Genomic DNA, 26,092 nt, shown 5'->3' with positions numbered 1-26,092 from the left:
CGGCCCGGATGACGGCAGGATGACAGCTAGTAGACGTCAGCCTGGAAGCGCCCGGTCTTCTTGAGCTCGGCGACAAAACTGACGGCTTCGTCGGTCGAACGCGCCCCGAACTGGGCGACGATATCGACCAGTGCACGTTCGACGTCCTTGGCCATGCGCTTGGCATCGCCGCAGATGTAGAGATGCGCCCCCTCGGCGAGCCACGTCCACAATTCGCGGCCGACCTCGCGCATGCGGTCCTGCACGTAGAACTTCTTCTCGCCGTCGCGCGACCAGGCCAGCGACATGCGCGTGAGCAGGCCCGAGGTCTTCATCGCGTTGAGCTCCTCCTGGTAGAAGAAGTCGCAATCGCTGCGCTGATGGCCGAAGAACAGCCAGTTCTTGCCGGGCGCGCCGGTCGCCTTGCGGTCGAACAGGAAGGCGCGGAACGGCGCAATGCCGGTGCCGGGGCCGATCATGATGATCGGCGTCTTCGGATCCTGCGGCAGGCCGAAATTGTGCGCCTTCTGGACATAGACCTTGAGCTTGTCGCCCTCGGCGATGCGCTCGCCGAGGAAGGTCGAGGCGACGCCGATGCGCTTTCGCTTGCCGATCATGTAGCGCACGGAATCGACCGTCAGCGACAGCCTTCCAGGCGTCGCATTGTGCGACGACGAGATCGAATAGAGCCGCGGCTGCAGCGGCTCCAGCGCCTCGACGAAGGCTTCCGGATGCGGCCGCGTGCCCGAGAACTTCTGCAGCGCCGCCATGACGTCGAGCGTGGCGGCATCGCCATCGGGATCCTCGCCCTGCGCCAGTGCCCGCGCCCTCTCGCGCTGCGCGCCGCCAGTGATGAAGGAGAGCAGTTCGAACAGCGTGTCGGGCGCCGGCGACAGCGAGACGTCGTCGATCAGCACCTCGCGCAGCGTCTTGCCATTGACCTTGGTGGTGTGGGACGCGCCAAGCAAGGCGATGACCTGGTCGACGAGACCGAGCTCGTTGCGCGCGAACACGCCAAAACTGTCACCGACGACATAGTCGAGCTTACTCTCGGAAAGGTCGAACTCGACGTGATAGGTTTCCTTCTTCGACTTTCCCTTGTTGAGAAGACGGCGCGACAGGAAGGCCGCCGCAACGGGGTTGTCGCGCGAGCGGCCGGGCTCGGCGATCGTCACGGTCACGGCGGGGGCCGCCACCGCGTCGACCTTGTCGGACGCCTTGGCCCCCGGCGCCTTGTCCAGTTCTTCGTGGAGCGACTTCAGCATCCGCGCGGTTTCCTTGCCGCCGGGGACGCAGAGGTTGAGCCGCGCTTCACTGCGGCTCGCGATCGCCTCCGAATAGTCGTGGCAATTGTAGCCGCACTGCCCGCAATCCTGCTGCGCCATCGCCGCCATCATCTTGCGCCGTACGGGACGGCCTTCGGCGAGCTTCATCCGATCGGCGATCGGCATGGTCTGGTCGTGCCACGGCGCTTCACCGTCGTCACCGTCACCGGCCTGCATGACAGCGGCGCCCTGCTCGGCCGACAGCGGCGTGGCCGCCTCAGGCGAAAGCAACCCGGCAAAGAAGCCGTTCAGCCAGGAGCGTTGCGCGTCGGAGAACGGAGCGCTCGTGGGAATGATGTCGAGTTTGGGCGAAGGGCTGATCTGGTTCATGAGGACACCTCGGCATCGGCAAGCTTGCGCAGCGTCTCGCCGTCGTGGCGGCGCGCAAATGACAGGAAGGTCTCGTCGGGAGACGAGCGATGGGCGATATAGGCCTTGAGCAGCCCTTCGACCGTCTTCGGCGCGTCCTCGGCCTTGAGGTCGTGATAGACTTCCTGCCCGACGTCGGCGTCAGGACCGAACCCGCCGCCGGTGAAGAGATGATAACCCTCCACCGTGTCCTCCTCGTTGACAGGCACGCGCGCCCCGATCAGGCCGATGTCGCTGATGTAATGCTGGGCACAGGAATGGTGGCAGCCGGTGACGTGGATGTTGACCGGCTTGTCCATCTCGACGCGCGGCTCGCACCAGTCGCCGATCTCGGCAGCGTGGCGCTTGGTGTTGGAGGCGGCAAAGCGGCAACCGGCATTGCCGGTGCAGGCGATCAGGCCGGCGCGGATGTGCGACGCCTCGACCGCGAGCCCGATCTGCTTGATCGCCGCGATGGCAAGCTCGACATTCTCGTCGCGCACCCCTGATATCAGCAGGTTTTGCCAGACGGTCAGACGGATCTCGCCGTCGCCGAGGTCCCGCGCCACCTTGGCGAGGCCCCGCATCTGATCGCAGCTGATCTTGCCGAGCGTCAGCGACACGCCGATCCAGTTCAGGCCGTCCTGCTTCTGCCTGTGCACGCCGATATGCGCCATGCGGTCCGCGGCCGGCCGCGGCGCAAACGCCTCTTCCGGCACGCGCGTAAATGGCGTCTTCAGCCGTTCCTCGACCAGCTTGATAAAGCCGTCATGACCCATGGCGTCGAGCACGTATTTCAGCCGCGACTTGTTGCGGTTGGTGCGGTCGCCGTGCTCGATGAAGACGCGCACGATGGCGTCGGCAACAGCGGTCGCCTGCTCCGGCTTGACGATGATGCCGGAGTACTTTGCGAAATCCTTGTGACCGGTGATGCCGCCGAGGCCGAGGCGGAACCAGACCCCCGGCTCGACGCCGAAGCCGTCCTTCACCTCGACCGCCGTGAAAGCGATGTCGTTGGTCTCCTCGAGCACGGCGATCCTGCCGGCACCGTCGAAGGCGACGTTGAACTTGCGCGGCAAGCCATACAACGAGCGATCATTCAGGATGTGGTAGTGCCACTCGCGCGCATAAGGGCGCGTGTCGATCAGCTCCTGCGGATCGATGCCCGCCGTCGGCGTTCCCGTCACGTTGCGGATGTTGTCGGCGCCGGAGCCGCGCGAGCCCAGGCCGAGGTCCTGAATGCCCTCGATCAGCTTCACGGCGTTCTTCGGCGGGATCTCGCGAAGCTGCAGATTGGCGCGCGTCGTGACGTGGCTATAAGGCCCGCACGTTTCATCGGCGAGATCGGCAAGGCCTGCCAGCTGCCAGTGCTTCATGATGCCGTTCGGAATGCGCAGACGGCACATGTAGGAGTCCTGCGTCGGCGCGACGTAGAAGATGCCGTAATAGCGCCAGCGGAAATTGTCCGCCGGGCTCGGCGGCGTATTGTCGAGCGCCTGCTGGCGGAGACGCGGATACGCATCGAAGGGATGCTCGTCGCGCTTGACCTTCTCCTGGTCGGCGAGCTTCTTGCCCGCGGCGATGACCTTGTCCTGCGCCTTGATGTGCACGGCATCGGGACCGGTCGGCTCCGCGTTCGCCTTGCCGGCGCCGCCGCCGAGACCGCGACCGACGCGACTGATCTGCAGACCGGTCGTGAAGCCTTCGAGGTAGCGTTTCTGGTCGTCGGTAAAGTCGACTGAGACGGTGTCGATTTTCATGGTCAGTAACGAAGCTCCTGCGGCCACCGGGGTGGTATCGACGGAAAGTGCACGACCCGCGAGGAGCTCGGCTGGCTCGATAGCCGGCTGTGCGCCCAACGGTCCGATCAGCTTCGTTGCTGGGGACTTGGCTCAGCAGGCATCTGTGACAGGCTGGCCGCACTGCAGCATTCAAGTTGCGTGCCAGCTTCGGCGAAATGAAAATGTGTGGGGTATCAGGCGGTTAAGGGCGCCCGTGGGAACTCTGGCCTCTGGAACTCTTATGAAATTCGAGCAGTCGGCCTAAAATTTAGACTCGGATCTTCAGCGCTCAAAAACGATGCAGACCCGAATCACGCCCTCCAGCGGCCCACCTCGAAGGCTTCAAGATGCCCCCGAATATTGCCGGGATCGAAAGCGGGGCCGGCGAATGCGCCGAATGCCGCGGGGGCCTGGGCGGGCGGCCGGCGGCCGAGAGCGCCGTCGTAGAGATCTGGCCTGAACACGGCCATGGCGGTCTTGACCCCGTCGGGCGTCAGCGTCGTCTGCCCCCAGCGCACCATCTGCGCATAGAGCCAAGCAGCCTGGACCGGATCGGGGCGCCCTGCTTCCTCGCGTCCCACCAGAAGGTAGCTGCCGCTCTCGCGAAAGGTGCCGTCCGGCGAAATCTTGAGGCGTCCCGTGAGGGTGCGCTGGATGACTTCGGCATCGACGCCGATCCGCTCCGGCTGCGCCAGGATTCGCGCCGCTTCTGTGCGGTTTTCCGGATGCTCGATGAACTCGGCGGCTTTCACCGCCGCGCGCACCAGGCTGGCGACCACGTCCGGATTCTTGTCGGCCCAGACCTGGCGGAGCGCCAGCACCTTTTCCGCCGCATGGGCCAGGATGTCGGAGACGAAATGCAGGATGTGGCCGATGCCGAGATCGACCGCGATCGAATTCCAGGGCGCGCCGACGCAGAACGCATCGACATGACCATTGGCGAGGCTGTCGACCATATAGGGCGGCGGAAGCACCACCAGCCGCACGTCCTCGTCGGGATCGACGCCGGCCGCCGCCATCCAGAATCGCAATTGATAATTGTGGGTCGAGAACGGGAAGGTCATGCCGAAGGTCAACGGGTCGGCCCCCGCCTTGCGCCGTTTGGCGACCACGCGCGCCAACGCTTTTGCCGTGGCGAGCGGATCGAAGCGGTCGCCGTCGATCTCCTCCATCAGCGCGGCATGAAGCGCCGGCGAGACCGTGATCGCATTGCCGTTGATGCCGAGATTGAAAGGCGCCGCGATCGGCACCTTGACGTGGCCGAGACCAAGCGAAGACGCAATCGCGACGGGCGCAAGCAGATGCGCGGCGTCGAACAAGCCGATATTGAGCTTGTCGCGGACGTTGGACCAGGAGACCTCGCGGACCAGTTCGACCTCGAGCCCTTCGGCCGCGGCAAATCCCTTGTCGACGGCAACGATCAGCGCTGCGGCGTCGACCAGCGGAATGAACCCGATGCGGAGGGGAGCGGTCATTTCAGCATCTCCGACGCGGTGATGATCGACTGGGCGATCTCGCCGATTTTCTTCTTCTCGCGCATCGCAGTGGAGCGCAGCAGCACATAGGCCTCGTCCTCGGTGAGGCCCTTCACCTTCATCAGGATGCCCTTGGCCTTCTCGATGACCTTGCGATCCTCAAGCTGCGACTTGGTGCGCTCCAGTTCCTCCTGGAGTTTTGCGAAGGCATTGAAGCGCGACACGCAGAGGTCGAGGATCGGCTTGATGCGCTCCTTCCTCAACCCGTCGACGATATAGGCGGAGACCCCCGCCTCGACCGAGGCCTGGATCGAGGATGAATCGCTCTGGTCGACGAACATCGCGATCGGCCGCTTCACGGCGCGGCTGACCTGGAACATCGCTTCCAGCACGTCGCGGCTGGGGTTTTCCAGATCGATCAGGATGATGTCGGGATCGACCGCATAAATACGGGCGAGCAGGCTCTGCATCTCGCGGATATGGACGATCTGCGTGAATCCGGCCTCCCGCAACCCTTCCTCGAGGATCGCAGCCCGGATCGGGCTTTCGTCGACGATCACGATTTTGGGCGACTGTTCGGCGCTCATTGCTCACTCACCACCAGTGATTCATCCATAGCATGCCCGCAGGCCATGCAAAGGGTTGTAATTATGGGCAATTGGGACTAGCTCAACCCTGTCAATCAGGCAGATTTGGATATGGATCAGACGGCTGCGCCGAAGGTCAGCTTCGTGTCGCTCGGGTGCCCCAAGGCTTTGGTGGATTCCGAGCGCATCATCACGCGCCTGCGCGCCGAGGGCTACGAGCTCGCCCGCAAGCATGACGGGGCTGACATCGTCATCGTCAACACCTGCGGCTTCCTCGACAGCGCCAAGCAGGAATCGCTCTCGGCGATCGGCGAGGCCATGGCCGAGAACGGCAAGGTGATCGTCACCGGTTGCATGGGTGCGGAACCCGAGCAGATCGAGCAGGCCTATCCCGGCGTGCTCTCGATCACCGGCCCGCAGCAATATGAGAGCGTGCTGGACGCCGTGCATCGCGCGCTGCCGCCCGCCCACAATCCGCATCTCGATCTGGTGCCGCCGCAGGGCATCAAGCTGACGCCGCGGCACTACGCCTATTTGAAAATCTCCGAGGGTTGCAACAACCGCTGCACCTTCTGCATCATTCCAAAACTGCGTGGCGACCTCGTCTCACGTCCGGCCAACGACGTGCTGCGCGAGGCCGAGCGCCTGGTCGCTGCCGGCGTCAAGGAGCTGCTGGTGATCTCGCAGGACACCTCGGCCTACGGCGTCGATCTCAAATACGCCGAAAGCCCGTGGAAGGATCGCCAGGTCCGCGCCAAATTTATCGACCTCGCGCGCGAGCTCGGCGAGCTCGGCGCCTGGGTCCGCTTGCAATACGTCTACCCCTACCCGCATGTCGACGAGGTCATCGCGCTGATGAACGAGGGCAAGGTGCTGCCCTATCTCGACATCCCGTTCCAGCACGCAAGCCCCGAGGTGCTGAAGGCGATGAAGCGTCCGGCCGCGCAGGACAAGACGCTGGCGCGCATCAAGCGCTGGCGCGAGCAGTGTCCCGATCTCGCTTTGCGCTCGACCTTCATCGTCGGCTTTCCCGGCGAAACCGATGCCGACTTCGCCTATCTGCTCGACTGGCTGGACGAAGCCGAGATCGATCGGCTCGGCTGCTTCAAATACGAGCCCGTCGCCGGCGCGACCGCGAACGCGATCGAGAACCCCGTGCCGGAAGAGATCAAGCAGGAGCGCTATAATGCGCTGATGGCGCGCCAGCAGAAGATCTCTGCGCGCAGGCTGAAGCGCAAGGTCGGCACCCGCCAGCAGATCATCATCGACGAGGTCGGCCCGACCGTCTCGAAAGGCCGCTCCAAGGCCGATGCGCCGGAGATCGACGGCGCTGTCTACCTGTCGAGCCGCCGCCCCTTGCGCGTTGGCGAGATCGTCACCGCCAAGATCGAGCGCGCCGACCAATACGACCTGCACGGCAGCGTCGCGGGATTCTGATCTTCGGCTGTCACGGCCGGTGCAGCCACGATCTCGCTGCAAGCTCTCCCGCAAGCGGGAGAGGTCGCGAGCCGTCGCTAAGCTACAGCAACATCACGCCCGCCGTTCGCTTCTCCCGACGCCTGCTGTTCGTCGCGTGCGGCGAACACTTCCTTGGCTGCGAACAGCCCGTTCAGCGCCGCCGGGAAGCCCGCATAGACGGCCATCTGCATGATGATCTCCACGATCTCGTCGCGAGAGAGCCCGACGTTCAGACCTGCCTCGAGATGGACTTTGAGCTGAGGCGCGGCATTTCCGAGCGCCGTCAGCGCGGCGATGGTCGCGATCTCTCGATCGCGCAGGCCAAGGTCCGGGCGGCAGTAAATGTCGCCGAACGGAAACTCGATCACGTATCGTGCGAAATCCGGAGCGATGTCGGCGAGTGAAGCGACGACCGCTTCACCAGCTCTGCCGTCAATGCGTGACAGGGCCCGCTGGCCGCGATCGAAGCGGCTTTCGTCTTGTGTTTGGGCGTGCGTCATTTTCCTTCGTCCTCTGTTCGTCGCTGGCATAGCCGGCGATCTTGGTATCAAGGACGAGCAGGCATTCCTGGAGTTCGGCAATCTGCGTGCGTACCTGTTCCCGGTGGACTTCCAGAATCTGCCGCCGGCTTGTGCCGGTAGCGTCGCCTTCATCCCGAAGCGCCGCGTAACGCAACATGTCCCGGATCGGCATTCCCGTGGTCTTGAGCCGCCCAAGGAATGCGATCCATGTGAGTATCGATGCGTCAAAGTCGCGCTGGCCGGAGCGATCCCGGTCGGCGTATGGAAGCAGCCCGATGCGCTCATAGTAACGCAGCGTGTGCGTCGACAGGCCGGTCCGTTTTGCGAGGTCGCCGATCTTCATGTGTGCCCGTTCTCGTACTGACGCACGTACAGATACCCCTTCGAGCGCGCTCTAAGTCAAGGGGGATCGAAGGTGCAAAGATTTCGGCGCGCCGGCTGGGCGGCAGCGTCGCGGCATTCCGAGCTTCAAGATCCCGCCAGCCATTTCGGCACCCAGCGCTCCGGCCGAGGCGCGCGGGCAAGATCAGCTTGCGCCTCGGACAGCTTCGCCAACTCGCCGTCGATGCTCGGGCGCACATCGTATTCGAAGTTGGGCATGACGCGGCCGTCGGCATAGAGGCCGAATTTCATCGCGAACCACAGCCCGAGCTCGGGCTGCGCCTTCCGCATCTCCTCGCGCAGATCGCGCAGCAGGGATTCGATCGCGCCGGCTTCCTCGAACGGTTGCGGTCCGCGCGACAGGACGCGCGCCTGGTATTGCCTGCCGACGATCGCGATCTCGAAGCTCGTCTTGTCCCGGGGCTTCTTGCCCTTCGGCAGATGCGCGGCGAGGCGCCAGCCGAGTTCGGCCATCAAGCGATGATTGGCCCAATAGTCTTCGCGATCCCGGCTCCATTTTTCCATGAAGCCGCGAAAGTCGGGCAGCTCCGACGGATCGTCATCGGGCGCCACCATCTCCCCGCTCATCCGTCCGGTGAGCCACTGCGCGAGCTCGACCGTCTGGCATTCGACCTCGTCGTGCGGCTTCAGATCGCTCCAAGCCTTGTCGAATTGTTGCGACGTCAGTTTTGCGAGCAGGCCGTCGAGACTGGGCGCCAGCAGCTCGTAATCGCCCTCGGAACCAAGCCCCACGATCGGCGGATTGTCGCGGTCGAGACCCGCGCCATACCAGCCGCCAACCGCAGAGCCATCCGGCAGCCGCATGAACAGCGAAAACCTGTCGCGCAACGGACTGCCGTCGACAATCGGCGCCTGATCGGAAAATTGGCCTTGCAGCGAGAAGCAGCCGACGCTGCCCCAGGGCCGTCCCTTCAGCCAGCCGGCGAAGTCCAGCAACAGCGGCGGCGCCTCGATACCCGGCGGAAACGCGCCGCGAATGCTGTCGAGGTCGATCGGATAAGGCGTCTCGGACAAGGCTTAAAACTATCTGGTTGGTCCCGCCCCTCTTGGTCCGAACCGTCATGCGTTCGGTTCGAGCCAATTCGCGTCCTGTGATCACAAACGCGCTAGAGACGTAATGGTTTCCAGGCGCGCATCTTTCACCTGCCCATGCACGCTGCGCGTGTGTCTTGGAAAGCGCCCGCTTGACAAGCCCCGCCATTCGCATGTATTGCCGCGCCCCATGATCAACGCTCGGACCCATCAGCGCACCGAAATGCTCCGCCGTCGCTTCCGCGACGATGAGAGGGTGCGCCATGTCCGACGACGCCGCTGAACCACTGAATTCAGCGTAAGTTTTCGAAAAGGCCGCACCCGCAAGGTGCGGCCTTTTTGCTTTTCGCGCGCCCTTTCCACCCGCCTCCAGAGGAGTTCGACATGACCAACGCTACCCATCCGTACGACGCGTTGATGGACATCACCGCTCGGCCCAAGGCCGTGTTCGTCCGCGGCGCCGGCTCCTACCTCTGGGACGACAGCCGCAAGCGCTATCTCGATTTCGTGCAGGGCTGGGCCGTCAACTGCCTCGGCCACTCCCCGCCCGCGATCGCCGACGCGCTTGCCGCGCAGGCCAAGCGGCTGCTGACGCCAAGCCCGGCCTTCTACAACGAGCCCAGCCTGAAGCTCGCGCAGGCACTGGTCGCAAACAGCGCGTTCGATCAGGTGTTCTTTGCCAACTCGGGTGCGGAAGCCAATGAGGGCGCGATCAAGCTCGCGCGCAAATATGGCGGCATCCATAGAGGTGGCGCGTTCGAGATCATCAGCTTCGAAGGCGGCTTTCACGGCCGCACGCTGGCGACGATGTCGGCCTCGGGCAAGAAGGCCTTTGAACCGCTGTTCGAGCCGAAGGTCGCCGGCTTCAAGAAGGCGAAGCTCAACGACATCGCGTCGGTCGAAAAGCTGATCAACGACAACACCGTCGCTGTGATGCTCGAGCCGATCCAGGGTGAATCAGGCGTGTGGCCGGCGACCGATCGGTTCTTGCAGGAGTTGCGCGCCTTCACCGACGCGCACGGCCTCCTCCTGATTTTCGACGAGATCCAGACAGGAATGGGCCGGACCGGCAAGCTATTCCACTACGAGCACACCGGCATCGCGCCCGACATCATGACGCTCGGCAAGGGCATCGGCGGCGGCGTGCCGCTCGCAGCCCTGCTCGCGACCGAACGCGCGGCCTGCTTCGAGCACGGCGACCAGGGCGGCACGTTCAACGGCAACCCGATCATGTGCGCGGCGGGGCTTGCGGTGCTCGACGAGGTCAGCAAGCCGGACTTCCTGAAGACGGCGACCGAAACCGGGCTGCTGCTCGAAAGCGAATTGCAGAAGGTCTCGGCGCGGCACGGGCTCGGCGAAGTGCGTGGCCGCGGGCTCCTGCTCGCGCTCGACCTCAAGCTGCCGATCGCGCCCGGCATCGTCGCGCAGGCGTTCGAGGCCGGCGTGCTCCTCAACGCGCCGCAGGTCGACACGCTGCGCTTCATGCCGGCGCTCAACGTCACGCGGGCCGAGATCGGCGAGATGGTCGATTGTCTCGACGGGATTTTGACCAGAGCCGGCGCGGCACGGCGGGTGGCCTAAGCTCGTCATTGCGAGAAGCGCAGCGACGAAGCAATCCAGACTGCCTCAACGGAAAGATTCTGGATTGCTTCGCTTCGCTCGCAATGACCTGAGTTACGGCTTCAAGATCGACGCGCCCGTGGTCTTGCGGCTTTCGAGATCGATATGCGCCTTGGCGGCGTCCTTGAGCGCGTAGGCATGATTGATCGGCACGTGCAGCTTGCCGTTGATGACGGCAGCGAACAGCGTGTCGGCGCCTTCCAGCAATTCCTTGCGGGTGCCGATATAGTCGTTGAGCTTGGGCCGGGTCGCAAACAGCGAGCCGTGGGTATTGAGTTCGGCGATCGAGAACGGCGGCACCGGCCCTGAGGCATTGCCGAAGGAGACGAACATCCCGCGCGGCTTCAGGCAGGACAGCGAGCCCGGGAACGTCGCCTTGCCGACGCCGTCATAGACCACATCGCAACCCTCGTTGCGGCTGATCTGTTTGACGCGCGCGACGAAGTCTTCCTCATTGTAGAGGATGACATGGTCGCAGCCATTGGCCTCGGCAAGCGCAGCCTTCTCGCGCGAGCCGACGGTGCCGATGACGTGGGCGCCCATTGCCCTCGCCCATTGGCAGGCGAGCAGGCCGATGCCGCCGGCCGCGGCATGGATCAGCACGCGATGATGCGGTTCGACCTTGAAGGTCTTGTGCAGGAGATACCAGACCGTCAGCCCCTTCAGCATCAGCACGGCGCCCTGCTCGTGGGTGATGTGGTCGGGCAGCTTGACGAGCCGCTCCCAGGGGATGTTGCGCTCCCCGGTATAGGCGCCGAGATTGTGGTAGTAGGCGACGCGGTCGCCCGGATGGAAATTCGTCACGCCCGGCCCGACTGCGAGAACCTCGCCCGAGGCCTCGTTGCCGGCGATGAAGGGCAGCCCCGGCGCCTTGTAGAGGCCGGTGCGGTAATAGACGTCGATGAAGTTCAGGCCGACGGCATGCTGGAGGATGCGCACCTCGCCGGGGCCGGGCGCCGGAACATCGACGCTCTCATAGACCAGGGCTTCGGGGCCTCCGACCTTGTGCACACGGACGGCTTTGGTCATCACCTGACCTCCTCTTCTCGCGGGGCCAGCGAAAGACATCGCGCCCGCCTTGTCAACTCGACGCCGGCTGGAACGCCTAGACCGACGGTTTTTTGCGGGTGTTCCTGCGGTTGCGCTTGGCCAGCACATTGAAGAACTCGACCGCCGCCGAGAACGCAATCGCGAAATAGATGTAGCCGCGAGGGATGTGGAATTGGAATCCGTCCGCGACCAATGCGACGCCGATCAGCACCAGGAAGGCCAGCGCCAGCATTTTCGTGGTCGGATGCTCCGCGACGAATCGCGACACCGGTCCGGCCGAAATGTACATGATGAGACAGGCGATCACGACGGCCGCGATCATGATCTCGATGTCCTGCGCCATGCCGATCGCCGTGATGATCGAGTCCAATGAGAACACAATGTCGATGATCACGATCTGGACGATGACCCAGAAGAAAGCGCTACGAGGGGACTTCGCGTCGCCTTCGCCGTCATCGGCTTCGACCTCACCATGGATCTCGTGCGTCGCCTTCGCGATCAGGAACAGGCCGCCGCCGATCAGGATGAGGTCGCGCCACGAGAAGCCGTAGCCCGAAAACGAAAACACCGGCGCGGTCAGGCCGATCAGCCAGACCAGCAGGCTGAGCAGGATGATGCGGAAGACCAGCGCCAGTGCGAGCCCGATCTGGCGGGCGCGGTGCGCCTGCTTCTCGGGAATGCGCGAAACGATCACCGACAGGAAGATGACGTTGTCGATGCCGAGCACGATCTCGAGCGCGGTCAAAGTGAGGAGCGCGGCCCAGGCTTCTGGGCTGGTCAACAGGTGCATCATGCGAAGGATCTTGTCAGCCGTATTAATGCGTCGCTGAAGCTGATCCAGAGTGCGATCGCGCAGAGCACGACAGTCACGCCGGCGCCGACGCGGAAGTCCATCTGCAGCGTGTAGAAGGAAAGCAGAGCCCAGATCGCGATCAGCGACATCGTCAGCCAGCGCAGCCGCACGACGCGCACCGGATGCAGCACGTGGAACGGCACGAAGGTCAGCACCACCAGGCTTGCGACCAACAGCGTCGACAGCAGCGGCGGCCAGTGCAGCAGGAACAGATAGAACGCCGCCGCATTCCACAGCGCCGGAAAACCGCGGAAATGATTGTCGTCCGCCTTCATGCGCAGATCGGCGAAATATAGTGCGCTGGTGACAATGATGGCGACGCCGAGCAAGGGTGCTGCGACCGGCAGCAGCAAGCCGCTGGCCACGATCGCATAGGCCGGAACGAAGACGTAGGTGACGAAATCGACCACGAGATCGAGCACGTCGCCCGACCAGTTCGGCTGCACGTCCTTGACGTTGAGCCGGCGCGCGATCGGCCCGTCGATCGCGTCGATGATGAGGGCGACGCCCAGCCATTGAAACATCGCCGCCCAGTGCTCGCGCACGGCCTCAAGCATCGCCAGCAGCGCGATCGCCGCACCGAACGCGGTGAAGATGTGCACCGAGAAGGCAGCGGCCCGGATCGCGGGCCTGGGCTTCAGGGAATCCTCTTGGCTGTCCATGGCTTCTGCTATCAGAATGACGCCGGTTTGCACATAAGCCATTGCGACGCCCGGTCGCACAATTCGTCATAAAATCAGGGCAATATGACTGGGCTTGAATTTGCCGCGGGGCGTGTCCAATGTCGTTCCATGACAGATGCATCGACACTCTTTGACGCGGCCGTGATCGGCGGCGGACCGGCGGGACTTAGCGCGGCCATCGCACTGGCGCAGGCGGGCGCACGGACCGCGCTGGTGGCGCGTCGCATGCCTTATGCCGATAATCGCACCACGGCGCTGCTCGGTGCCTCCGTCGATCTGCTGGAGAGCCTCGACGTCTGGCCCCGCTGCAAGGACAAGGCGGCCGCGCTCGAAATCATGCGGCTCGTCGACGACACCGGTCGGCTGTTTCGTGCGCCTGAGGTCCGGTTCTCCTGCCAGGAAATCGGCCGCGATGCCTTCGGCTACAACATCGACAACCGCTCGCTGATGCTGGCGCTGGAAGCGCGTGCGGCCGAGCTGCCTGGTCTCGTCCGTTTCGACGACGAGGCCGAAACTGTCGTCATCGAAGCCGATGACGTCGCGATCCGCACTGCCGCGGCGCAATTTCTCTCGGCCCGCCTCGTGGTCGGAGCCGACGGCCGGCATTCGCTTTGCCGCGAAGCCTCCGGCATCACGGTGACGCGGCGCGAGCTGACCCAGACGGCGCTGACTTTCAACGTCGGCCACGCGCGGCCCCATCGCAACGTCTCGACCGAGTTCCACACGCCGCATGGTCCTTGCGTGTTCGTGCCCCTGCCTGGCGATCGCTCCAGCGTCGTCTGGGTCTCGGCGCCTGCGGAGGCCGAACGGATTCGCGGATTGAGCGACGAGGAATTGTCCGCCGCGATCGAGAAGCAGTCGCATTCAATCCTCGGACGCATGACGGTCGAGCCGGGCCGCCATCTGTTTCCGCTGGCGATCGAACGTCCCAAATCCTTCGGCCGCGATCGCATCGCGCTAGTCGGCGAAGCCGCCCATGTGGTTCCGCCGATCGGCGCCCAAGGCCTCAATCTCGGCCTCCGCGATGCCGCCGACATTGCGCGGCTTGCGGGCGAGGCCATCGCGTCCGGTCAGGATCCTGGCGCAGCAGACGTGCTCAAGCGTTACGACCGGGCCCGGCGTCCCGACATCCTGAGCCGGACCTTTGCGATCGACATCGCCAACCGCTCGCTGCTCAACGATTTCCTGCCGCTCCAGCCGGTCCGCGCGGTCGGCATGCACCTGCTCGGCGCCATCGGCCCGCTCCGGCGTTTTGCGATGCGCGAGGGGGTGACGCCGACCTGGCGGAAGTAACGACCGCTCAAGGAAACGCCAGCCGGCCGGTCTGAATCGCCCACATCACGCTAGTCAGGGTGACCACGGACGCAAACGTCCCGAGCAGCACCGCGACGGAGGCCGACTCGATCCAGGCGTCGTTCTGCCGGGCGATGACGAACACGTTCAGCGCCGGCGGCAGCGAGGCCATCAGCACGGCGGTCGCCGCCCAGGGCTGCGCGAACGGGCCGAACGCCAGCATCAGGCCGAACGCTGCGAGCGGGTGAATCAGGAGCTTGACCGCGATCACGCCCGGCACTTCCCACGGGATCCGATCGAACGGGCGGAGTGCGACCGTGACGCCGAGCACGAACAGCGCGGTCGGGGCGGCTGCGTTCTGGAGGAATGTGATGGTGCGATCGAGCGCGACGGGCATCTCGATATGCAACGATGCGAAGGCCGCGCCGAAACAGGCCGACATGATCAATGGGTTGAGCACGATCTGCTTCAGCACGACGCCGAAGGCATGCACGATCGAGGGATGATCGCGGTCGGAAAGCTCGATCAGCAGCGGCACGATGGTGAACAGGAAGATGCTGTCACAGCAGAAGATCAGCGCAGTGGGCGCCGAGGCCTTGGGCCCGAGCACGGCGAGCGCCAGGCCGGGTCCCATGTAACCGATGTTTCCGTAGCCCCCGGAGAGCCCGGCGAGCGTCGCCTCGCGCAATGTCAGCCCGCCGAGAACCTTGCCGGCGACCAGCGCGAGTGTGAACGCCGCAACGGTCGACAGCGTGGTCGCGACCAGGAATGGCGGGTTGTTCAATTCGGAGAACGGCGTCTTCGACATGATCGCAAACAGCAGAGCCGGGAGCGACACGTAGAGCAGGAAGAAGTTCATCCAGGCGAGGCCCGATTCCGGCAGGGATTTGACCTTGCCGCAGGCGAATCCAACGAAGATCAAGCCGAAATAAGGTAGAGCCAGATTGAGGATATCGACCATTGATAAAGTGTTTTCTGAAGATTTGGGGGCTATCTGCCCCGCACCCGCGGGTTAATTCCAGATCAGGGCACTAGCATCGGCCACAATCCTGGTCTATCGACGGAGAATGATTAAAGCGCGGACCGCCAAATTCCAGATCGGACAGGTCGTGCGCCACCGGATCTTCTCGTTCCGGGGCGTGATCTTCGACATCGATCCGGAATTCAACAACACCGAGGAGTGGTGGCTGTCGATCCCTGAGGAGGTGCGGCCCCACAAGGACCAGCCGTTCTATCACCTGCTGGCGGAGAACGCGGAGTCGGAATACGTCGCCTACGTCTCCGAACAGAACCTGGTGCCGGACGATTCCGGCGAACCGGTCCGGCATTCCCAGGTCGCCGAGATCTTCGTCAAGGACAAGACCGGCGGTTACCGCCCACGCAATCCGTCGCTGAACTGAGTTCGCAGCCATCAACTGGCCAGCAAAAAAGGCGCTCGAACCGAGCGCCTTTTTCATGTCCGGGATCGGGTCCCGATTACTTCTGTCCAGCCGGAGGGGCGCCAGGCGCTTGCTGCTGCTTCTTCTGCAGCTCTTCAGCCTTCTTCTGGAGCTCTTCCTGCAGCTTCCTCTGGGTTTCCTCGAACACCTTCGGATCGGTCGGCGGACCGTCATAGGCCTTCTGGAATTCGCCGGCAAGCGGCAGCGGCAGCGTCAGCGGCGCACCGTTGGCATTGATCGCCTGAACAACGAGGTTCTGGCCCTTCTTCATGCTGTTGATGAACTCGGGCGTGGCCTCGTAGTCGGACATGCAGCCGTTCTGGAAGCAGATCACGTACGGGCTCTGCAACGGCGCATTGTTGTCCACGATGATGCGGGTGCCGTGCACCAGCTGCATGCCGAGCGGCAGCGTCACACGCAGGATCTTCTTCGGCTCGCCTTCCGGCTCGATGATGACGGCCGCGATGACCGGCTGGCCCGACTCGATACGGCCGTCCTTGCCGGTGAAGCAGACCTGCTTGGCATTGGCGTCCTGGCCCTTGAGGCAGAACTTGGTCCAGGGGGCATAGATCAGCTGAATCTGCTGATCCGCGGGCTGAGCCGCGCCCTGCTGAGCCGGAGCGCCTTGGGCGGGAGCCGGCTGGGCGGGTGCCTGAGCGGCCGGCGCCGGCGCCTTGGGGGCAGCCTTCGGAGCCGCCTTCGGCGGAGCCGCCTTGGGCGCGGGCGCGCCCGGAGCTGGCGCGGGAGCCTGAGCCTCGGCGGCAAACGGGACGGCCAACGCTGTCGCCGTCAACAAGACGAGAAGTCGCCCGCGCGGCCGGACGGACGCGGCCAAGTAACGGAAATTCATTGCGGAAAACCCTTTCTAAACGGGAAGTGCCCGAACCGCTTCGACGCACCGAACCTGGCCGCGTTGGGCGCGGCTCTCTCCCCGTCAAATGAGGCGGATAAGTGACGGCTCGGCGCTCGTGCGCGATTGCGTGCCTTCTTAACGTGGCCGACGAAAAGATCAATGCCGACAAGCGTCTTTGGCCGCGCGCCGGCGTGCGCCCCCGGGAAAATCCCTGTGATAGGATTCAGGCCCGCAGTCCTCGAATCAACGTGTGCAGATGTTCATGTTCCAGCGCCTTCTCGAGGGCCGCCCTGAGGGTCTTTGCGTCCGCCTCTGCATCCTGGCTTTCGCCTTGGGGCTCCCGGCAAGCGGCGCAAGGGCCGCGGAAGCCCACGCCATCGCCATGCACGGCAAGCCGGCGATGCCTGCCGATTTCACCCACATGCCTTACGTCAACCCTGAAGCCCCGAAAGGCGGACGGCTGACCTGGGGCGTTCTCGGCACCTTCGACAGCCTCAATCCCTTCATCGTCAAGGGACTGGCCGTGCAGCCGGTCCGGAACTACGTGGTCGAGAGCCTGCTCGCGCGCGGCAATGACGAGCCGTTTACGCTCTACGGCCTGCTCGCCAGATCGGTCGAGACCGATGACGAGCGCAGCTTTGTCACGTTCCACATCGATCCCCGCGCCCGCTTCTCCGACGGCAAGCCAGTCCGCGCCGAGGACGTGCTGTTCTCCTGGCAGTTGCTGCGCGACCACGGCCGCCCCAATCACCGGCAATATTACGGCAAGGTGGCAAGGGCCGAGGCGCTGGATCCCCTCACCGTCCGTTTCGACCTTGCGGGAGCCAATGACCGCGAACTGCCGCTGATCCTCGGCCTGATGCCGATCCTGCCGAAACACGCGGTCAACGTCGCGGCTTTCGAGGAGACGACGCTGACGGGCCCGGTCGGCTCCGGCCCCTATCGCGTCACCGCCGTGAGGCCCGGCGCCAGCGTGACGCTGACCCGCAATCCCGACTATTGGGGCCACGACCTCCCAATAAATCGCGGGCTCTACAATTTCGACGAGATCAGGCTCGACTATTTTCGCGAGGCCAACGGCCAGTTCGAAGCTTTCAAGCGCGGCCTTTATGATTTCCGCATCGAGCACGAGCCGCTGCGCTGGCACGACGGCTACGACTTTCCCGCGGCGAAGAATGGCGACGTGATCCGCGACACCTTCAGGCCGGGCGTGCCGCAACCTTCCGAATTTCTGGTGTTCAACACGAGGCGCCCCATCTTCGCCGACATCCGCGTGCGTCAGGCCTTGACGCTGCTGTTCGATTTCGAGCTGGTCAACCGCAACTACTTCTTCAACCTCTACTCGCGCGTCGCCGGCTATTTTGCCGGCTCGGATCTGTCAGCGTATGGCCATCCCGCCGATGCGCGCGAGCGCGAGCTGCTCAAGCCGTTCGCCGCGCAGATCCCGCCTGACATCCTGGACGGCAGCTACCGCTTGCCGGTGACCGACGGTTCGGGCCGCGACCGGACCACGCTCCGCGCAGCCCTGAAGCTGTTGTCGGAAGCCGGCTACGATCTCGACGGCACCGTGCTGCGCAACCGCGCGACCAAGGCGCCCTTCACCTTCGAGATTTTGGTCACGACCCGCGACCAGGAACGCGTCGCGCTTGCGTTCCAGCGCGACCTCAAGCGCGCCGGCATCGAGCCGAGCGTGCGATCGGTCGATCCTGTGCAATTCGACCAGCGCCGGCTCGCCTACGAATTTGACATGATCCAGAACCGCTGGGACCAGTCGCTGTCGCCCGGCAACGAGCAATATTTCTACTGGGGGAGCGCTGCCGCCGACAATCCGGGCACCCGCAACTACATGGGCGCCAGGGATCCCGCGGTCGATGCGATGATCGCCGCACTGTTGGAAGCCCGTGAACATACGGATTTCGTATCCGCAGTGCGGGCGCTCGATCGCGCTTTGATCTCCGGTTTCTATACAATCCCCCTGTTTAACGTATCGGAGCAATGGATCGCGCGCTGGAATCGGATAGAACGGCCAGAGGCCACCTCGCTGTCCGGCTATTTGCCGGAGACCTGGTGGTCGAAGGGGCCGCCGCAAGCTCATCAAGCAAAGTGACGCCGTGAACCAGCCAGCCGTATCGCCGACGCTCGACACGCTGTTTCAGCGCACGCTGATGCGGCAGCCGCACGCGACCGCTCTGCTCGACCCCCTGAACAAGTTCCGCGTGACCGGGCACCAGCCGCGGCGGATGAGCTATGCCGAGGCTGACACGGCCATCGAGGCGCTGTCGGCCTATTTCGTCGAATCGGGCCTGCCGGCCAATTCCGTCATCGCCATCCAGCTGCCGAACACGGTCGAGTTCGTGCTCACCGTGCTCGCCGCCCATCGCGCCGGCCTCGTCGTCGCCGTGCTGCCACTGCTCTGGCGCCATGCCGAACTGACCGCCGCTCTCAACCGCACCGCGGCGCGCGCCATCGTCACCATGAGCACGGTCGACGGCGTCAGCTATTCCGATCTCGCGATGCACGCGGCCGCGGAAGCCTTCTCCATCCGCCATGTCTGCGGCTTCGGCACCAACCTGCCCGAAGGTATGGCCTCGCTCGACGACGTGCTGGCCCGTCCGCCCGGCACCGCGCGCGCCGTGATTCAGGATGGCCGCAAGGCGGCGATGATCTCCTTCGACGTCACCGCGGAAGGCTTTCGGCCGGTGCCGCGGCCGCATTTCAGCCTGATCGCCGGTGGGCTCGCGATGTCGCTGGAAGCCGACATCAGGCAGGGGGCGACCGTGATGGCGGCGTTCACGCCGATGTCGTTCGCGGGACTCGCCTCCTCGCTCGCGGTGTGGCTGCTGTGCGGCGGCACGCTGGCGCTGCATCATCCGTTCGAGAACGACGTGTTGGAGCAGCAGATCAACGCGCACGAATGCGACGTGCTGATCGCACCGGCGCAGTATGCCCAGCGGCTCGGCGATTCCGATCTGGCGGCGCGGATGCCGACCTTGCGCAACGTCATCGGCCTCTGGCGTGCCCCCGAGCAGGTGGCGGCGAGCGAGGCATGGATCGCGCCGCATGCGCCGTTCACGGATGTCTATCTGTTCGGCGAGGCCGGATTGTTCGGCGCCCGGCGTGGCGAGGACGGCATGCCGGTGCCGGTGATGCCGGGACCGCACGGCGCGCCGCGCGAGCAGTCGGGTTCGTCGATCGCCGGCGAGATTCTGCTGACGCCGAAGGGCACGCTCGGGCTGCGCGGCCCGATGGTGCCGATCGCGGCCTACGCCCCGCCGCCGCCGGTCGGCGACAGCCTGATCGCGCAGCCGCCACGCGACTATGTCGACACCGGCTATGCCGCGCGGCTCGATCGTCCCAGCGGCGCGATCTGCATCACCGCGCCGCCCTCCGGGATCATGGCGGTCGGCGGCTACCGCTTCCTGTCCAACGACCTCCAGGAATGGGCGCGCCGGCTCGGCCAGGGCGCCTTGCTGACCGCGCTGCCCGACCGGCTCTCCGGTCACCGGCTCGCGGGCCGGGCCCAGGACAACGCCCGCGCCCGCGAGGCGCTCAGCGAACTCGGGCTTAACCCCCTGATGGTCGAAGCTTTTCGCGACCGTTCCGGGCCGGTCTAAGCGTAGTTTCGACCGTTCCATTGACGCTGCATTAAGGCGGCCGGACTAGATTGCGCGGCACCTGTCGCGTGATCAGAGTCTCTCGATGTCCCAGGCCGGCCCGATCCTGTTTGTGTCCAATGGCGAGCGGCCGGCCTTCATCGCGGCGCTGGACGAGGCGCGATTCTTCCCCGTAATCGACACCGCCTGGGCCGGCGCGGTGCGCGCGGTCGAAGAGGTACAGCCGGCCGTGGTTCTCGCCGCGATGGATGCCGGGCACGAGCCGCATCTGGCGCTGCTCGCCAGAAAGATCGCGGAGCAATCGCCCTACCTTCCCTTCGTGGCGCTGGATGCGGCAGGCGCACTCCCGCACAACGCCCTGCCCTTCTCTTCCTCGCGCGCCGGCCATTCCGAACGCCTGATCGCGCGGCTTCGCGCCGCACTACGGATTCGCACGCTCCATGCCACGGTGCTGCGCCGGCTGCCCGAGGTGAAAGTCGCGCTGCCGGAGGCTGATCCCGTTCGCGATGCCACGGTGCTTCTGATCGGTCGCGGCGCTGCTTACCCCGCGCTTTCCGTCGCGCTCGGCGAGCGCGTCGGCGTCATCGGGGCACTGTCGATCGAGGCGGCGGCCAAGCATCTCAACACCCGCGACCTCGACGGCGTCGTGCTCGCCGAAGGTTTTACCCCCCGCGTGACCGATGCCTTCCTCACGGTGCTCGCCGAGGACACCCGCTTCCGCAGCCTGCCCGTGATCGTCACTGCGCATCAGCTCACGCAGACTTACGACCTGCCCAATCTCGAACTGATCCCGGGCGAGCCGACCAAGGTCGCCGCCAACGCGCTGCCCCTGATCCGCCAGCACGCGATGGAAGCCCAGCTGAGCCGCACCCTGCGCTCGATCGATGCCGGCGGCTGGCTCGACCCGCGCAGCGGCCTGCTCACGGTGGAAGCCTTTGCACGCGATTTTGCCAAGGCGGTCGAGCAGACACTGGCCCGCGGTGGCGGCCTCTCGGTCGCGCGCTTCGCCTTCGACCCCGGCAATTCCCGCGCCCAGCTCGATGCCGCGCGTATTCTGAGCCGCCTGATGCGGCAGATGGATTTCGGCGTGGCGCAGAAGGACGGCTCGGTCATCGTCGTGTTCGCGGAGACCGACTTCCGCACCGCCCACATGATCGCCCGCCGCCTCTCCGCGGTGATGCGGCATACCTCGAACGGCAAGCACGAGATGCGCAGCGATCCCGTCATCTCGGTGGATTCGCTGTCGCCGTCGGATACGGCACGGTCGCTGCTTGGGCGGCTGTCGGCCGATGCGTCACGGGCGGCGTCATAGTCATCCGCCGGCGCTCGCTGCCGTCAGAGCTCGACTGCTCTTATGTGGAATTTTACTCGAAACAGCGTTCGCATTCTCATTCGCGACGGCCGGCAGCCGGCGCAAAAAACCCGCGGCCGGTGAACGGTCGCGGGTCCAAAGATCCGAAGCTCTGCCAGTACATCCGTGGTCAAAGCAACGTCAATGAGATTGCGGCAGCCTATGCGGCGCGCAGATCTTCAGCAGCAGACTTGCCGGTCCGGCGATCTGCAACGATTTCAAAAGAAACCTTCTGCCCTTCGTTGAGGGTATTCATGCCGGCGCGTTCAACGGCGCTGATATGAACGAAGACATCCTGGCTGCCTTCGTCCGGCTGAATGAATCCGAAGCCCTTTTGGCTGTTAAACCACTTCACAGTTCCCGTCGTCATGGGGATCGTCCTTTAAGATAGATAAACGTTTAGCCGCGCTCAGAAGCGCGGTGGGTGTCGTCGAGATCTGGAGGGAGGGTCGTCAGTCAGGCGCGCTTTTCAGCGGCGAGGCCAAGTCGTTCGGCCGAAACTCGATAGATTGAAGGTAGCAACTGTTCGATCATTCCGCAAGTGATCATATGTCGCTGTTCCGGGATCCGGGCGCGGCGCGTCGTTTCGCGCCGCGCCGCCTCCGGAAACTTCTACGCCGCCTTCTTGCTCTGCGCGAGCTGGGCCAGCTGGCGCATGATCTCGGTTGTGCCGGCCAGACGCTCCTCCGGCGTCTCCCAATCCTGCAGGAACACCACCTTCATGTCGGGCCGCACCTTCGCGGCTTGGCCATGACTGCGGATGAACGACACCAGGCGGTCGGGATGGGCGAATGAATTATCACGGAAGGCGATGACGGCGCCCTTCGGACCGGCATCGATCTTCCCGACATTGGCCTGACGGCAGAACGCCTTGATCGCGGCGACCTTGAACAAATAGCGCACCTCGTCCGGCAGCACACCGAAACGATCGCGCATCTCGGCGCCGAAGTTCTCGATCTCCTCCTCGCTGTCGAGGTCGGCGAGCCGGCGGTAGAGCGACAGCCGCACCGAGAGATCGCCGACATAGTCCTCCGGAATGAGCACGGGCATGCCGATGGTAATCGTCGGCGACCAGCGATCGGCGGCGGGCTCGGACACGCCGGCCTTGAGGTTCACGATCGCCTCCTCCAGCATCGACTGGTAGAGCTCGAAGCCGACCTCCTTGATGTGGCCGGACTGCTGCTCGCCCAGGATGTTGCCGGCGCCGCGGATGTCGAGGTCGTGCGAGGCGAGCTGGAAGCCCGCGCCCAGCGTCTCCAGCGATTGCAGCACGGTGAGCCGGCGCTCGGCCTGCGCCGTGATCTTCTGCTGCGCCGGCAGCGTGAACAGCGCATAGGCCCGCAGCTTGGAACGGCCAACGCGGCCGCGGAGCTGATAGAGCTGGGCGAGGCCGAACATGTCGGCGCGATGCACGATCAGCGTGTTGGCGTTGGGGATGTCGAGGCCGGATTCCACGATCGTGGTCGACAGCAGGATGTCGAACTTGCCGTCGTAGAACGCGGTCATGATGTCCTCGATCACGGCGGGCGGCATCTGCCCGTGCGCGACCGCGACCTTCATCTCCGGAACGTTCTTGTCGAGGAAGTCCTTGACCTCGGCGAGGTCGTCGATGCGCGGCACCACGTAGAACGCCTGGCCGCCGCGATAGCGCTCGCGCAGCAGCGCCTCGCGGATCATCAGCGGATCGTGCGGGGCGACGAAGGTGCGGACCGCGAGACGGTCGACCGGCGGCGAGGCAATGATCGAGAGTTCGCGCACGCCGGTGAGCGCGAGTTGGAGCGTGCGCGGGATCGGCGTCGCCGACAGCGTCAGCACGTGCACCTCGGCGCGGAGCTGCTTCAGCCGCTCCTTGTGGGTGACGCCGAAGTGCTGCTCCTCGTCCACGATCAGCAGGCCGAGGTCGCGGAACTTGATCGACTTGCTGAGCAGCGCGTGAGTGCCGACGACGATATCGACCGAGCCGTCGGTGAGGCCCTTCTTGACCAGATTGAGCTGCTTGGCCGGGACCAGGCGCGAAGCCTGCGCCACCTGGACCGGGAAACCCTTGAAACGGTCGGTGAACGTCTTGTGGTGCTGGCGGGCGAGCAGCGTGGTCGGCACCACGACCGCGACCTGCTTGCCTTCGAGCGCCACGGCGAAGGCAGCGCGCAGCGCCACCTCGGTCTTGCCGAAGCCCACGTCGCCGCAGATCAGCCGGTCCATTGGACGGCCGAGCTCGAGGTCCTTCAGCGTGGACTCGATCGCGCCAAGCTGATCCTCGGTCTCGTCATAGGGGAAGCGCGCGCAAAACTCGTCGTAGAGGCCCGGCTGCACCGGCAACTTCGGCGCTTCGTGCAGATGCCGCTCGGCGGCGATCTTGATCAGCTCGCCCGCGATCTCACGGATGCGGTTCTTGAGCTTGGCCTTGCGCGTCTGCCAGCCCGAACCGCCGAGACGATCGAGTTCGACCGAGGTCTGGTCGGAGCCGTAGCGCGACAGCAGCTCGATGTTCTCGACCGGCAGGAACAGTTTTGTCTCGGCGGCATAATGCAGCTCGAGGCAGTCATGCGGCGCACCGGCGACGTCCAGCGTCTGCAGGCCGATGAAGCGGCCGATGCCGTGATCGACGTGGACCACGATGTCGCCGGCGGCGAGGCTCGTCACCTCCGAGATGAAATTGTCGAGCTTGCGGCTCGCCTTGCGCGGCCGGACCAGCCGATCGCCAAGGATGTCCTGCTCGCTGATGAGCGCGATCTCGTCGGTCTCGAAACCGCTTTCGAGGCCGAGCACGGCGAGCATGGTCTCGTTGCGCGGGGTCGCTTGCACCGTGCGCCAGCTATTGACGCTGGTCACAGGCGTGAGCTTGTGATCGCGCAGCATCGAGGTCATGCGGTCGCGCGAGCCCTCCGTCCAGAGCGCGATGACCACCTTCTTGCGGCTTGTCAGTAGCCCATGCACATGTGCGACGACGGCTTCGAAGACATTGACATTGTTATCGTTGCGCTCCGGCGCGAAGTCGCGGCCTTTGCGTGCGCCGGCATCGACCACGCTGGTGCCATCGGCAGGCACCGAAAACTGCGTCAGCCGCACCAGCGGCATCCCGCTCTCGCGCTTGGCCCACTCCTCCTCGGTCAAATAGAGCCGGTCAGGCGGCAGCGGCTTGTAGATGGCGCCGCCGCCCGGATGCTCCATCGCGTCGCGGCGGGCCTGGTAATAATCGAGGATCTGCTTGAAGCGCTCGCGGATGGCATCCTCGGCCTGCGGCTCGATCGCGACGGCTGCTCCTTGCAGATAGTCGAACAGCGTGTCCATGCGGTCCTGGAACAGCGGCAGCCAATGCTCCATGCCGGGATGACGGCGACCCTCGCTGACGGCCTCGTAGAGCGCATCGTCGCGCTCGGGTGCGCCGAACTCGGCGACATAACCCATGCGAAAGCGGCGGATGGTGTCGGTGACGAGCTGGAATTCGGAGATCGGCACGAGATCGAGCGCGCGCATGTCGAGCAACGTGCGCTGGGTCTCGGCATCGAAGGTGCGGATCGACTCCAGGCTGTCGCCGAAGAAGTCGAAGCGGACGGGCTGGTCGAGGCCTGCCGGAAACAGGTCCAGAATGCCGCCGCGCACGGCATATTCGCCGGGCTCGCGCACGGTCGAGGAACGGTTGTAGCCGTTGTGCTCGAGCCAGGCGACGATGGTGTCCATCGGCACGACGTTGCCGGGCGCGACCGACAGCGCCTGCGCCGCAACGAGGTCGCGTGCCGGCACGCGCTGCACCGCGGCGTTCACCGTGGTCAGCACGATCAGGGGCTTGTCGCTGCCGGTCAAGGACGCCAGCCGGGCCAGCGTCGTCAGCCGCTGCGCGAGGACGCCGCCATGCGGCGAGACGCGGTCATAGGGTTGGCAATCCCAGGCCGGAAATGTCAGCACGGGCAAATCGGGCGCGAAGAATTGCAGCGCGCGTTCGAGCTGCTGCATCCGCGGGCCGTCGCGGCAGATCACCGCGAGGCTGACAGCCGGCTTCTTCGGCCGCGCCGCGATGGCGCGCGCGAGATCGGAAACGACGAGGCCCTCGGCACCCTCGGCGACATTTGCAAGGGTGAGCGCGCGGCCGGGCGTGAGCAGCTCGGCCGGCGATTTCATCCCCGGCTTCATACCTCGCGGTCCGCGATCGGAAACGCCTTGATGCGCGCAAACAGCGGGCCGATGACGTCGGCGGCAAGCACCTTGTCCCCCGTGATGGCGGCATAGAGGTCGGGATCGGCCTCTTCGAGCAGGGTCTCGAGCTGCGTCAGCTCGTCATCGGACAGATTGCCGATCTCGGCATCCGCGAAGCGGCCGAGGATCAGGTCCATCTCGCGCGTGCCGCGGTGCCAGCAGCGGAACAGAAGCCGCTTGCGGCGGTCGTCCAGCCCGTTGCTCGATCGTGTCGTTCCCGTCATGTCTCAATTC

Annotated in this window: 22 protein-coding genes; 7 read left to right on the top strand and 15 right to left on the bottom strand. The window is 64.9% G+C overall.

Annotated elements, in window-relative coordinates; all coding sequences use genetic code 11:
* Nucleotides 1–26: 26 nt before the first annotated feature.
* The 4 genes from IVB40_RS18135 to IVB40_RS18120 form a co-directional block, all read right to left on the bottom strand.
* Entirely contained in the window at nucleotides 27–1,634 is a 1,608-nt protein-coding gene (locus IVB40_RS18135) for a sulfite reductase subunit alpha (RefSeq protein ID WP_247819485.1), read from the bottom strand.
* A complete protein-coding gene (locus IVB40_RS18130) occupies nucleotides 1,631–3,412 on the bottom strand; it encodes a NirA family protein (RefSeq protein ID WP_247819484.1) in 1,782 nt (593 codons plus the stop codon). Before IVB40_RS18130 ends, IVB40_RS18135 begins: the two co-directional genes overlap by 4 nt.
* A gap of 332 nt (nucleotides 3,413–3,744) precedes the next feature.
* Nucleotides 3,745–4,908, bottom strand: a complete 1,164-nt coding sequence (locus IVB40_RS18125; protein ID WP_247408764.1) for a CmpA/NrtA family ABC transporter substrate-binding protein — start codon at nucleotides 4,906–4,908, stop codon at nucleotides 3,745–3,747.
* Complete coding sequence (locus tag IVB40_RS18120) at nucleotides 4,905–5,495, bottom strand: ANTAR domain-containing protein (protein WP_007590901.1); 591 nt, start codon at nucleotides 5,493–5,495, stop codon at nucleotides 4,905–4,907. Before IVB40_RS18120 ends, IVB40_RS18125 begins: the two co-directional genes overlap by 4 nt.
* Nucleotides 5,496–5,606: 111 nt before the next feature.
* On the opposite strand from IVB40_RS18120, the gene rimO reads away from it, so the two are divergent.
* On the top strand, nucleotides 5,607–6,932 hold the full coding sequence (gene rimO, locus IVB40_RS18115; protein WP_247819483.1) for a 30S ribosomal protein S12 methylthiotransferase RimO: 1,326 nt from the start codon (nucleotides 5,607–5,609) through the stop codon (nucleotides 6,930–6,932).
* Nucleotides 6,933–7,009: 77 nt separating this feature from the next.
* Here rimO and IVB40_RS18110 read toward each other — a convergent pair whose 3' ends face one another.
* From IVB40_RS18110 to IVB40_RS18100, 3 genes are all read right to left on the bottom strand, one after another.
* A complete protein-coding gene (locus IVB40_RS18110) occupies nucleotides 7,010–7,453 on the bottom strand; it encodes a carboxymuconolactone decarboxylase family protein (protein WP_027566991.1) in 444 nt (147 codons plus the stop codon).
* Nucleotides 7,386–7,817, bottom strand: coding sequence for a MerR family transcriptional regulator (locus tag IVB40_RS18105; RefSeq protein WP_027566992.1), 432 nt, complete (start codon nucleotides 7,815–7,817; stop codon nucleotides 7,386–7,388). Before IVB40_RS18105 ends, IVB40_RS18110 begins: the two co-directional genes overlap by 68 nt.
* A gap of 125 nt (nucleotides 7,818–7,942) precedes the next feature.
* Entirely contained in the window at nucleotides 7,943–8,890 is a 948-nt protein-coding gene (locus IVB40_RS18100; protein WP_247819482.1) for a hypothetical protein, read from the bottom strand.
* A gap of 402 nt (nucleotides 8,891–9,292) precedes the next feature.
* Between IVB40_RS18100 and IVB40_RS18095 the strand changes: the two genes are divergently transcribed.
* The gene (locus IVB40_RS18095; protein WP_247819481.1) at nucleotides 9,293–10,489 is read left to right on the top strand and encodes an acetylornithine transaminase; all 1,197 of its coding nucleotides are present in this window, start codon (nucleotides 9,293–9,295) and stop codon (nucleotides 10,487–10,489) included.
* Nucleotides 10,490–10,582: 93 nt separating this feature from the next.
* Here the strand turns inward: IVB40_RS18095 and IVB40_RS18090 are convergent, their stop codons facing one another.
* The 3 genes from IVB40_RS18090 to pcsA all read right to left on the bottom strand — a co-directional run bounded on the left by IVB40_RS18090 (nucleotide 10,583) and on the right by pcsA (nucleotide 13,135).
* Complete coding sequence (locus IVB40_RS18090; RefSeq protein ID WP_027566995.1) at nucleotides 10,583–11,557, bottom strand: quinone oxidoreductase; 975 nt, start codon at nucleotides 11,555–11,557, stop codon at nucleotides 10,583–10,585.
* Nucleotides 11,558–11,633: 76 nt separating this feature from the next.
* Nucleotides 11,634–12,371, bottom strand: a complete 738-nt coding sequence (locus IVB40_RS18085) for a TerC family protein (protein WP_247819480.1) — start codon at nucleotides 12,369–12,371, stop codon at nucleotides 11,634–11,636.
* Nucleotides 12,368–13,135 carry a phosphatidylcholine synthase gene (pcsA, locus tag IVB40_RS18080; RefSeq protein WP_247819479.1) on the bottom strand — a complete coding sequence of 256 codons (768 nt, stop codon included), beginning with the start codon at nucleotides 13,133–13,135 and terminating at the stop codon, nucleotides 12,368–12,370. Before pcsA ends, IVB40_RS18085 begins: the two co-directional genes overlap by 4 nt.
* A gap of 87 nt (nucleotides 13,136–13,222) precedes the next feature.
* Between pcsA and IVB40_RS18075 the strand changes: the two genes are divergently transcribed.
* Entirely contained in the window at nucleotides 13,223–14,407 is a 1,185-nt protein-coding gene (locus IVB40_RS18075; RefSeq protein WP_247819478.1) for a UbiH/UbiF family hydroxylase, read from the top strand.
* Between the two features lie 7 nt (nucleotides 14,408–14,414).
* On the opposite strand, the gene IVB40_RS18070 is transcribed toward IVB40_RS18075, so the two are convergent.
* Nucleotides 14,415–15,368 (bottom strand): AEC family transporter, encoded by a 954-nt coding sequence (locus IVB40_RS18070; protein WP_247819477.1) that lies wholly within the window; start codon nucleotides 15,366–15,368, stop codon nucleotides 14,415–14,417.
* Nucleotides 15,369–15,474: 106 nt separating this feature from the next.
* Between IVB40_RS18070 and hspQ the strand changes: the two genes are divergently transcribed.
* On the top strand, nucleotides 15,475–15,807 hold the full coding sequence (gene hspQ, locus IVB40_RS18065) for a heat shock protein HspQ (RefSeq protein ID WP_027518019.1): 333 nt from the start codon (nucleotides 15,475–15,477) through the stop codon (nucleotides 15,805–15,807).
* A 76-nt stretch (nucleotides 15,808–15,883) separates the two neighbouring features.
* On the opposite strand, the gene IVB40_RS18060 is transcribed toward hspQ, so the two are convergent.
* Nucleotides 15,884–16,696: an invasion associated locus B family protein gene (locus IVB40_RS18060; RefSeq protein ID WP_247819476.1), complete on the bottom strand. Its 813-nt coding sequence runs from the start codon at nucleotides 16,694–16,696 to the stop codon at nucleotides 15,884–15,886.
* A gap of 259 nt (nucleotides 16,697–16,955) precedes the next feature.
* On the opposite strand from IVB40_RS18060, the gene IVB40_RS18055 reads away from it, so the two are divergent.
* The 3 genes from IVB40_RS18055 (at nucleotide 16,956) to IVB40_RS18045 (ending at nucleotide 21,625) form a co-directional block, all read left to right on the top strand.
* Nucleotides 16,956–18,806, top strand: coding sequence for an extracellular solute-binding protein (locus tag IVB40_RS18055; RefSeq protein ID WP_247819556.1), 1,851 nt, complete (start codon nucleotides 16,956–16,958; stop codon nucleotides 18,804–18,806).
* Nucleotides 18,807–18,810: 4 nt separating this feature from the next.
* A complete protein-coding gene (locus IVB40_RS18050) occupies nucleotides 18,811–20,313 on the top strand; it encodes a class I adenylate-forming enzyme family protein (RefSeq protein ID WP_247819475.1) in 1,503 nt (500 codons plus the stop codon).
* Between the two features lie 85 nt (nucleotides 20,314–20,398).
* On the top strand, nucleotides 20,399–21,625 hold the full coding sequence (locus tag IVB40_RS18045; RefSeq protein WP_247819474.1) for a GGDEF domain-containing protein: 1,227 nt from the start codon (nucleotides 20,399–20,401) through the stop codon (nucleotides 21,623–21,625).
* Nucleotides 21,626–21,824: 199 nt separating this feature from the next.
* Here the strand turns inward: IVB40_RS18045 and IVB40_RS18040 are convergent, their stop codons facing one another.
* The 3 genes from IVB40_RS18040 to IVB40_RS18030 form a co-directional block, all read right to left on the bottom strand.
* The gene (locus IVB40_RS18040; protein ID WP_007610535.1) at nucleotides 21,825–22,034 is read right to left on the bottom strand and encodes a cold-shock protein; all 210 of its coding nucleotides are present in this window, start codon (nucleotides 22,032–22,034) and stop codon (nucleotides 21,825–21,827) included.
* Nucleotides 22,035–22,276: 242 nt separating this feature from the next.
* Nucleotides 22,277–25,795: a transcription-repair coupling factor gene (gene mfd / locus IVB40_RS18035; protein ID WP_247819473.1), complete on the bottom strand. Its 3,519-nt coding sequence runs from the start codon at nucleotides 25,793–25,795 to the stop codon at nucleotides 22,277–22,279.
* Nucleotides 25,792–26,082, bottom strand: coding sequence for a succinate dehydrogenase assembly factor 2 (locus IVB40_RS18030; RefSeq protein WP_247359378.1), 291 nt, complete (start codon nucleotides 26,080–26,082; stop codon nucleotides 25,792–25,794). The genes mfd and IVB40_RS18030 overlap by 4 nt, the downstream gene beginning before the upstream one ends.
* Nucleotides 26,083–26,092: the final 10 nt, after the last annotated feature.

This window comes from Bradyrhizobium sp. 40, assembly GCF_023100925.1.
Classification (GTDB): domain Bacteria; phylum Pseudomonadota; class Alphaproteobacteria; order Rhizobiales; family Xanthobacteraceae; genus Bradyrhizobium.
Note: the sequence above shows the minus strand (reverse complement) of the source record. Positions and strands in the feature narration are given on the sequence as shown.

Excerpts from the sequence above, each read along its gene's own strand:
- IVB40_RS18135 (WP_247819485.1), bottom strand. The coding sequence starts at position 1,634 with ATGAACCAGATCAGCCCTTCGCCCAAACTCGACATCATTCCCACGAGC.
- IVB40_RS18130 (WP_247819484.1), bottom strand. The coding sequence starts at position 3,412 with ATGAAAATCGACACCGTCTCAGTCGACTTTACCGACGACCAGAAACGC.
- IVB40_RS18125 (WP_247408764.1), bottom strand. The coding sequence starts at position 4,908 with ATGACCGCTCCCCTCCGCATCGGGTTCATTCCGCTGGTCGACGCCGCA.
- IVB40_RS18120 (WP_007590901.1), bottom strand. The coding sequence starts at position 5,495 with ATGAGCGCCGAACAGTCGCCCAAAATCGTGATCGTCGACGAAAGCCCG.
- rimO (WP_247819483.1), top strand. The coding sequence starts at position 5,607 with ATGGATCAGACGGCTGCGCCGAAGGTCAGCTTCGTGTCGCTCGGGTGC.
- IVB40_RS18110 (WP_027566991.1), bottom strand. The coding sequence starts at position 7,453 with ATGACGCACGCCCAAACACAAGACGAAAGCCGCTTCGATCGCGGCCAG.
- IVB40_RS18105 (WP_027566992.1), bottom strand. The coding sequence starts at position 7,817 with ATGAAGATCGGCGACCTCGCAAAACGGACCGGCCTGTCGACGCACACG.
- IVB40_RS18095 (WP_247819481.1), top strand. The coding sequence starts at position 9,293 with ATGACCAACGCTACCCATCCGTACGACGCGTTGATGGACATCACCGCT.
- IVB40_RS18090 (WP_027566995.1), bottom strand. The coding sequence starts at position 11,557 with ATGACCAAAGCCGTCCGTGTGCACAAGGTCGGAGGCCCCGAAGCCCTG.
- IVB40_RS18085 (WP_247819480.1), bottom strand. The coding sequence starts at position 12,371 with ATGATGCACCTGTTGACCAGCCCAGAAGCCTGGGCCGCGCTCCTCACT.
- pcsA (WP_247819479.1), bottom strand. The coding sequence starts at position 13,135 with ATGGCTTATGTGCAAACCGGCGTCATTCTGATAGCAGAAGCCATGGAC.
- IVB40_RS18075 (WP_247819478.1), top strand. The coding sequence starts at position 13,223 with ATGACAGATGCATCGACACTCTTTGACGCGGCCGTGATCGGCGGCGGA.
- IVB40_RS18070 (WP_247819477.1), bottom strand. The coding sequence starts at position 15,368 with ATGGTCGATATCCTCAATCTGGCTCTACCTTATTTCGGCTTGATCTTC.
- hspQ (WP_027518019.1), top strand. The coding sequence starts at position 15,475 with ATGATTAAAGCGCGGACCGCCAAATTCCAGATCGGACAGGTCGTGCGC.
- IVB40_RS18060 (WP_247819476.1), bottom strand. The coding sequence starts at position 16,696 with ATGAATTTCCGTTACTTGGCCGCGTCCGTCCGGCCGCGCGGGCGACTT.
- IVB40_RS18055 (WP_247819556.1), top strand. The coding sequence starts at position 16,956 with ATGTTCATGTTCCAGCGCCTTCTCGAGGGCCGCCCTGAGGGTCTTTGC.
- IVB40_RS18045 (WP_247819474.1), top strand. The coding sequence starts at position 20,399 with ATGTCCCAGGCCGGCCCGATCCTGTTTGTGTCCAATGGCGAGCGGCCG.
- IVB40_RS18040 (WP_007610535.1), bottom strand. The coding sequence starts at position 22,034 with ATGACGACGGGAACTGTGAAGTGGTTTAACAGCCAAAAGGGCTTCGGA.
- mfd (WP_247819473.1), bottom strand. The coding sequence starts at position 25,795 with ATGAAGCCGGGGATGAAATCGCCGGCCGAGCTGCTCACGCCCGGCCGC.
- IVB40_RS18030 (WP_247359378.1), bottom strand. The coding sequence starts at position 26,082 with ATGACGGGAACGACACGATCGAGCAACGGGCTGGACGACCGCCGCAAG.